This window comes from Streptomyces sp. RP5T, from assembly GCF_003933965.1.
In the GTDB taxonomy this organism is placed as follows: domain Bacteria; phylum Actinomycetota; class Actinomycetes; order Streptomycetales; family Streptomycetaceae; genus Streptomyces.
Window position 1 is genome coordinate 1 of the sequence record NZ_RSAJ01000433.1, and the last position, 7,252, is coordinate 7,252.

Annotated in this window: 7 protein-coding genes; 3 read left to right on the top strand and 4 right to left on the bottom strand. The window is 72.0% G+C overall.

What is annotated here, in order from left to right:
* Window positions 1-185: 185 nt before the first annotated feature.
* The gene (locus EHS43_RS32450; RefSeq protein ID WP_125194251.1) at window positions 186-2,192 is read right to left on the bottom strand and encodes a bifunctional glycosyltransferase 87/phosphatase PAP2 family protein; all 2,007 of its coding nucleotides are present in this window, start codon (window positions 2,190-2,192) and stop codon (window positions 186-188) included.
* A gap of 308 nt (window positions 2,193-2,500) precedes the next feature.
* Between EHS43_RS32450 and proP the strand changes: the two genes are divergently transcribed.
* The gene (gene proP, locus EHS43_RS32455; RefSeq protein WP_125194252.1) at window positions 2,501-3,865 is read left to right on the top strand and encodes a glycine betaine/L-proline transporter ProP; all 1,365 of its coding nucleotides are present in this window, start codon (window positions 2,501-2,503) and stop codon (window positions 3,863-3,865) included.
* Window positions 3,866-3,951: 86 nt separating this feature from the next.
* On the top strand, window positions 3,952-4,623 hold the full coding sequence (locus tag EHS43_RS32460) for an O-methyltransferase (protein WP_125194253.1): 672 nt from the start codon (window positions 3,952-3,954) through the stop codon (window positions 4,621-4,623).
* 10 nt (window positions 4,624-4,633) lie between these two features.
* Here EHS43_RS32460 and EHS43_RS32465 read toward each other — a convergent pair whose 3' ends face one another.
* From EHS43_RS32465 to EHS43_RS32475, 3 genes are all read right to left on the bottom strand, one after another.
* On the bottom strand, window positions 4,634-5,026 hold the full coding sequence (locus tag EHS43_RS32465) for a hypothetical protein (RefSeq protein ID WP_125194254.1): 393 nt from the start codon (window positions 5,024-5,026) through the stop codon (window positions 4,634-4,636).
* Window positions 5,027-5,184: 158 nt separating this feature from the next.
* Window positions 5,185-5,880 (bottom strand): hypothetical protein, encoded by a 696-nt coding sequence (locus tag EHS43_RS32470; protein WP_125194255.1) that lies wholly within the window; start codon window positions 5,878-5,880, stop codon window positions 5,185-5,187.
* Between the two features lie 5 nt (window positions 5,881-5,885).
* On the bottom strand, window positions 5,886-6,581 hold the full coding sequence (locus tag EHS43_RS32475) for a hypothetical protein (RefSeq protein ID WP_125194256.1): 696 nt from the start codon (window positions 6,579-6,581) through the stop codon (window positions 5,886-5,888).
* 67 nt (window positions 6,582-6,648) lie between these two features.
* On the opposite strand from EHS43_RS32475, the gene EHS43_RS32480 reads away from it, so the two are divergent.
* On the top strand, window positions 6,649-7,137 hold the full coding sequence (locus EHS43_RS32480; protein ID WP_125194257.1) for a GNAT family N-acetyltransferase: 489 nt from the start codon (window positions 6,649-6,651) through the stop codon (window positions 7,135-7,137).
* Window positions 7,138-7,252: the final 115 nt, after the last annotated feature.

Sequence of the window (7,252 nt, forward strand, 5' to 3'; positions counted from 1 at the left end):
ATCCACCCGGCACCGGCCCGTCGAGCAGCCGCCCCAGCATGTCCGCGGGCCCGGCCGGCAGTTCGACACCCCCGGGGTTCGAGCGGTCGTATGACGTCGGCACCCCGAACAGCGCATACGCCTCGCCCACCGCACCGCACCGCAGTCCCCCCGCATCCGACGGCGCCCGTCCGAAGGCACCGGACTCACCGCTTCACGAGCGCCCGCTCCTCGTCGGCGACCGCCGCAGCGTGCACCACCCGGGCCCGGGGCCCCTGGAACAGGTACGACAGTCCGAACCCGCCCGCGACCACGGCCGCGCCGCCCACCGCGTCCAGCACCCAGTGGTTGCCGGTGGCCACGATCGCCGAGACGGTGAACAGCGGGTGCAGCAGCCCGAGTCCCTTCATCCACCACCGGGGCGCGATGACCGCGATGACGACCCCGCACCACAACGACCACCCGAAGTGCAGCGAGGGCATCGCCGCGTATTGGTTGGTGAGCGCGGTCAGGGTGCCGTAGTCCGGCTTGGAGAAGTCCTGCACTCCGTGCACGGTGTCGATGACCCCGAGCGCCGGCATCAGCCGCGGCGGGGCGAGCGGATAGAGCCAGAAGCCGACGAGGGCCAGCAGGGTCGTGAACCCGAGCGAGGCCCGCGCCCACCGGTAGTCCACCGGGCGCCGCCAGTACAGGACGGCCAGCACGCTCAGCGGGACGACGAAGTGGAAGGACTCGTAGTAGAAGTCGAAGAAGTTCCGCAGCCAGTCGACCTTGACGACCGCGTGGTTGACCCAGTGCTCGATGTCGATGTGCAGCAGGCGCTCCAGGTCGAGGATCTGCTGCCCGTGCTGCTCGGCGGTGGCCCGCCCGGCGGAGTTGCTGCCGCCGGTCGCCGCGAGTCTGACCTGCTGGTAGGCGGCGTACGTGACCCGGAGCAGGAGCAGTTCGAGGAGCAGGTTCGGCCGCGTGAGCACGCGCCGCAGGAACGGCAGCAGCGGTACGCGCCGGAAGCGGGCGGGCACCGCGGGGGCGTACTGCGTGGGAATCGGCGTCCGGTAGTGCGGCGAGGTGCGCGACAGGAAGGGGATCACCGTGGCGGCGGCGAGCGCGGCCAGCAGCACCAGGTTGTTGCGCACGGGGTACAGCGCGGAGATGTGCGGCAGCAGCATCGTCGTCGGCAGGGTCATCACCACGACGACGGCCACCGGCCACACGTACCGGTCGGAGGCCCGCTTGCCGACCCGGCCGACGACCGCGAGCAGCACCCACAGGAGCTGGTGCTGCCAGGTGGTCGGCGAGACGGCGATCGCCGTGCAGCCGGTGATCGCGACGGCGAGCAGCAGCTGGCCGTCGCGGGCGTAGCGCACGGCCCGGCGCACGCCCAGGGCGGCGACGGCCGCGCCGAGCACCAGGAAGAGCGAGATCTCCAGGGGCCCGGCCACGCCCAGGCGCAGCAGCAGGCCGTGCAGGGACTGGTTGGAGAGGTCGTCGGCGGGACCTCCGAGGCCGGTGCCGGCGATGTGGTGCACCCAGTAGGTGTACGAGTCGTGCGGCAGCGCGGCCCAGGCGAGCGCGGTGCCTGCGGCGAAGGTCGCGGCCGTGGTGAGGGCGCCCCGGCGGCGGCCGGTGAACCAGAGCAGGGCCGCGAAGAGCAGGACGGTGGGCTGGAGGGCGGCGGCGAGACCGATGAGCAGTCCGCTGACCCGTTCGCCCCGGACGGCGAAGCAGGCGACCAGGACGAGCAGGACCGGCATGATGCTGGTCTGGCCGAGATAGAGCGTGTTGCGCACGGGCAGCGACAGCATGAGCAGGCTGATCGCGACCGGCGCGGCGAGCAGGGAGGTGCGGCGGCCGACGGGCTGGGGCAGGGCGCGGGCGGCGACCAGGCCGAGGGCGACGACCAGGAGCAGGGTGCCGAAGGTCCAGCCCCAGCCGAGGGCCTGTTCGGCGGCGCGGGTGAGCGGCTTCAGGACGAGTCCCCCGAAAGGGGTACCGGTGAACTGGGTCGAGTCGTAGAGCGAGCCCTTCACATGCAGGACGCCGTCCGGACCGACCCAGGTCTCCAGATCCGTCAGCCGCTCGCCTCTGGGGGTCCGCAGGACGACCGCCACCTCGCGCAGGGCGAGGACGGCGGCCACCAGCCACAGGGCGAGTCTGGCCGCGCGCAGTCGCGCCTGGATTCCGGTGGTCGCCCCGTGTTCCGCATTCGCCACGCCGCGTCGGCCTCTCGTCCCGTTCGCCCTGCGTCCATGGGGAAGGACGCAGTCCACCCCGGCTTCACCTGACGTCCGCTTCCTTTTGCCCGAATGACGATAGTCCGCCCCGAAGGCCGTCGCCCGGCTCGGCGCGAGATGGATCACACGCGCGCGGGGAAGGCGCCTCTCTGACCAGGCACGGGGTACCTGCATACAGCACGTTTATGTACGCTCCGCGACCGGATTCGAGCCGTACGTAAGCCCGGCAAGTCCGTTTATGGTCGCTTTTTGCCCGTGTCCCCGTCGAAAGGCAGGCGAGCGAAGTTTTGCCGAGTGCCCCCGCTCTCTCCCATCCCGTCCGCACTCCCCGTGACCCCGGCGCCTCCGAGGCCGTCACCGTCGACCCGGCGCTCGTGAAGCGTGCCGTGAAGGCCGCCGCGATGGGCAACGCCATGGAGTGGTTCGACTTCGGCGTCTACAGCTACATCGCCGTCACCCTGGGCAAGGTCTTCTTCCCCTCCGGCAATCCGACCGCCCAGCTCCTGTCCACGTTCGGCGCCTTCGCCGCGGCCTTCCTGGTCCGCCCGCTCGGCGGCCTGGTCTTCGGCCCGCTGGGCGACCGCGTGGGCCGCCAGAAGGTCCTCGCCGTGACCATGATCATGATGGCGGCCGGCACCTTCGCCATCGGCCTGATCCCGTCGTACGCCACGATCGGCGTCGGCGCCCCGCTGCTGCTCCTGGCCGCCCGCCTGGTCCAGGGCTTCTCGACCGGCGGTGAGTACGCGGGCGCGTCCACCTTCATCGCCGAGTACGCGCCCGACAGGAAGCGCGGCTTCCTCGGCAGCTGGCTGGAGTTCGGCACGCTGGCCGGTTACATCGCCGGCGCGGGCCTGGTCACGCTGATGACGGCTCTGCTGTCCACCGAGGACCTGGTGTCCTGGGGCTGGCGGATCCCGTTCCTGATCGCGGGCCCGATGGGCGTCATCGGCCTGTACCTGCGGCTGCGCCTGGAGGAGACCCCGGCGTTCGCGGCCGAGACCGAGAAGGCCGAGGCGAGCCGCCCGAAGGTCCCGCTGCGCGAGATGATCACCGGCCAGTGGCGGGCGCTGCTGCTGTGCGTGGGTCTGGTCCTGGTCTTCAACGTCACCGACTACATGCTGCTGTCGTACATGCCCAGCTATCTGACCAGCGAGCTCAAGTACGACGAGACGCACGGTCTGCTGGTCGTCCTCGCCGTGATGGCGCTGATGATGGTCGTCCAGCCCTTCGCGGGCGCCCTGAGCGACCGCGTCGGCCGCCGCCCGGTGATCGCCGCGGGCTGCGCGGGCTTCCTGCTCCTGTCGGTGCCGGCCCTGCTGCTGATCCGCCAGGGCAGCCTGTTCGCGATCGCGCTCGGCATGGGCGCGCTGGGCCTGCTCCTGGTGTGCTTCACGGCGGCGATGCCCTCGGCCCTGCCGGCCCTCTTCCCGACCCGGGTGCGCTACAGCTCCCTGTCGGTCGGCTTCAACGTCTCGGTGTCCCTCTTCGGCGGCACGACCCCGCTGGTGGTGACCGCGCTGATCGGCGCGACCGGGAACGTGATGATGCCCGCCTACTACATGATGGCCGCGGCCGTCGTCGGCGGTGTGGCGGTGTGGTTCATGACGGAGTCGGCGGGCAGGCCGCTGCCGGGCTCGCCGCCCCAGCGGTAATTCCCCGACAGGAGCCGGGGGCACGCCTATATTCATTAGCGCAACTAGTTAGCTGACCTAACTAGGCGGATGAGAGGCACAGGTGCATGAGCGAGTCGCGGTTCTGGGACGACGTCGACGACTACTTCACCACCCACCTCGCCCCGGAGGACGAGACACTCCGTGCGGCCCTGCGTGACAGCGAGGCCGCCGGTCTCCCGGCCATCGCCGTCACGGCCCCGCAGGGCAAGCTCCTTCAGCTGCTGGCCCAGATCCAGGGGGCCCGCGCCATCCTGGAGATCGGCACGCTCGGCGGCTACAGCACGATCTGGCTGGCCCGCGCCCTGCCCGCCGACGGCCGGCTGGTCTCCCTCGAGTACGACCCGCGGCACGCCGAGGTCGCGAACCGCAACATCGCCCGCGCGGGCCTCGACAAGGTAGTCGAGGTGCGCGTCGGCCCCGCCCTGGAGTCCCTCCCCCGGCTGGCCGACGAGAACCCGCCGCCCTTCGACCTCGTGTTCATCGACGCCGACAAGGCCAACAACCCGCAGTACGTGGAGTGGGCGCTGAGGCTCACCGGCGCGGGCAGCCTGATCGTGCTGGACAACGTCGTACGCGGGGGCCGGGTGGCCGATCCCGGCAACCCCGCCCCCGACGTCCGGGGCACCCGCACCGCGCTCGAACTGATGGGCGGGCACCCGAGGCTGAGTGCCACCGCCATCCAGACCGTGGGCAGCAAGGGCTACGACGGCTTCGCGCTGGCGCGCGTGCTGCCGTGACCCGGCCCGCTCACACCTCGTGGTAGAAGCCGACGTTGACGCTGCGCGGGGCGGTGCGGTCGCGGATCACGATCTCGCCGTTGCCGCCCCGGGGCAGCGTCACGGAACCGCCGTAGACCAGCGGCTGCGCGTAGGCCCCGGCCACCAGCTGCACCTCGGACGAGGGATCGGGCTGCGAGCCCTGGAGCCAGGTCACCTGCCAGACGCCCTCGGGTCCGCACAGGAACTCCAGGTGCACCCGGGAGACGAACAGCCAGTCGTCGGGGGTCGCGAGCCGGCACACGGACCGGTCACGGCCCACGCGCAGCACGGTGCCCGGGTCACTGGGCGCGTCGGCCATCTGCATGCCGGCCGTGGCACCCTCCTCCGCCGCGGTGACGACGGCCATGGTGAGTTCGAGCACGTGCGCTCCTCCTGGAAGGTCCTTGCGCGGCAACCACGTCGGCTCGCCGCCGCCGCATGATAAATCGCCCGGCGGGGCCGTGTCCGGCGCAAGGTACCCGAAGACCGGCCTGTCACCCGACTCCGGGCGACAGGCCGGTCGTACGCCTGAACGAGGCGTCAGCTGTGCAGCAGGCGCTCCGTCAGCTCGCGGTAGTCCCGCAGCGCCAGCCGGAGTTGCTCGGTGTCACCGGCGCTCGTGGCCTTGCCCTGGCCGCCGTCGCCGGCCTGCCAGGAGGTGCGCAGGGTGCGCCGACGCTGCTTGACGGCATCGGCGAACCGGGCGGCGACCTCCTCCAGCACGTGGTCGGCCTCCTCGACGGCGGACCGGGGTTCGTCCACGAACCCGGCCACCGCGTGGTGGAGCCGTGCGCTGAGCTTGTCGCACTCGTCGTGCGGCAGCAGCCGGGCCTCACGACCGGCGTGACCGTCGTGGCTGTCCCGGCCCTCACGGTCCGCTGCGCGGCCCGCGGTCCCGCCGACGCCCGCGCCGACCCCGGCGACGGTGTCGGCACCGGTGTCCCGCCCGCGGTCGGTCTCACGGCCGAGACCGGTCGCCTTGTCGCGGTCAGCGGCCGTGTCACCGCCGAAGCCGCCCTCGTCACCGGCGCCCGGGCTGCGGCGCTCGGCTCCCGTCGTGCCCGTCGCGCCCGTCGTGCTCGCCGGGCGAGCCGTCCGGCCCTGATCCGGGGCCTCGGTCTCCGTGGGCGTCACCAGCGGGCTGTGCGCGCCCGCGGGGTCGTTGCCCGTGCCCCGGCCGATCTTTCCCTCATCCCGGGCACCGTCGGCGCCCGGCCTGCTCGCGGCATCCGTCATGTCGCTCAACTCCCCTTCGCGTGACGCTTGTTGAATGCCCACGGCAGATGTCCCCGGCTGTCGTCGCGACCGTCGCGGGGCGCACCGGCGTGCGCGTGGGACTCGCCGGTGCGGGTGCGGGACTCCGCACGGCTGTGCGACGGGCCGACGAGGTCCTCGAAGAGGGCCCGCGCCTCGACCATGGCGGCGCGCATGTCCTCGGTGTCCGTCCGGCCGTCGCCGTCCTGCCGGGTGTTCGTGCCGACGCCGGCCACCGCGTGCACCCGCCGGTAGCCGTGCACGTGGTGCGCGTGGTGCACGGACAGTGCGTTGAACTGTTCCTCGTACTGCCCACCGCCCGGGAAGCCCCGGGCCTCGGCGAGCTCGGCGAGCAGCCGGTCGGCCTCGGCGACGGCCTCCCGGGGAGAGTCGACGAAGCGTTCCTGGGCGGCCGTCCAGCGGGCCTCGTACCGCTGGCGCTCCGCCGGTTCGAGGGGCTGCTCGCGCAGGGATCCATGCCGCTCGACGCGCTCGGCGAGTTCGCGCTCGGCGGCCTTCTCGTCCCCGTCGTGCCGGGCCACGGTACGGTCGTATTCGGGCCCGAAGCGTCGCTTCAGGCCCCGGCCGTGCTGCGCGCCCCGGCCACGCAGGGTCAGGACGGCCGCCACTACGATGACGGCCGCCACGATCACGATCAGAGCGATGATCAGGCCTGTTGACATGTCAGCCGGGTTGCCTCGAACCCCTTGTTCAAACCGTCTCCGCATATGTGTACGCGACAATCAGGCCATGACCTGGACCGTCACCCCGGAACCTCCCGGCAGCCCCACGGCAGCGGCGCTCTGGCGCGCGTACTACACCGAGGTCAGCGACCGCTATTACCTCCTCCACGAAAACCGCCGGACGGACCCGGCCGAACTGGAGAGGGAGGTGGCGAAGCGGACGGGCGACGAACTGACCCCGCCCACCGGTCTGTTGCTGGTGGCACGCTGCGCGGGAAAAGCCGTCGGCACCGCGGGCATACGGCTGCGCCCCGACAGAAGCGCCGAACTCACCCGGGTCTACCTGCACGCGGACATGCGCGGCAAGGGCGGCGCGGCCCTCCTCGTCGCGGCGGCGGAGTCCGCTGCCCGCTCCCTGGGCGCCACCCGCCTGGTCCTGGAGACCCGCAAGGACCTGACCGAGGCGCTGGCCCTCTACGCACGGCTCGGTTACGAGGAGATCGAGCCGTACAGCGACGACATCTACGCGGACCACACCCTCGGCAAGTCGCTGTAGCGAGAAGGGACGGGGTGGGGGTGTGAGCCCCCACCGTGCCCGCGCGGGTCGCCGCAGGCATTCAGGGGCGCGGGGAACCGCGCGACCATCCCCCCCCACACACACAGACCCACAC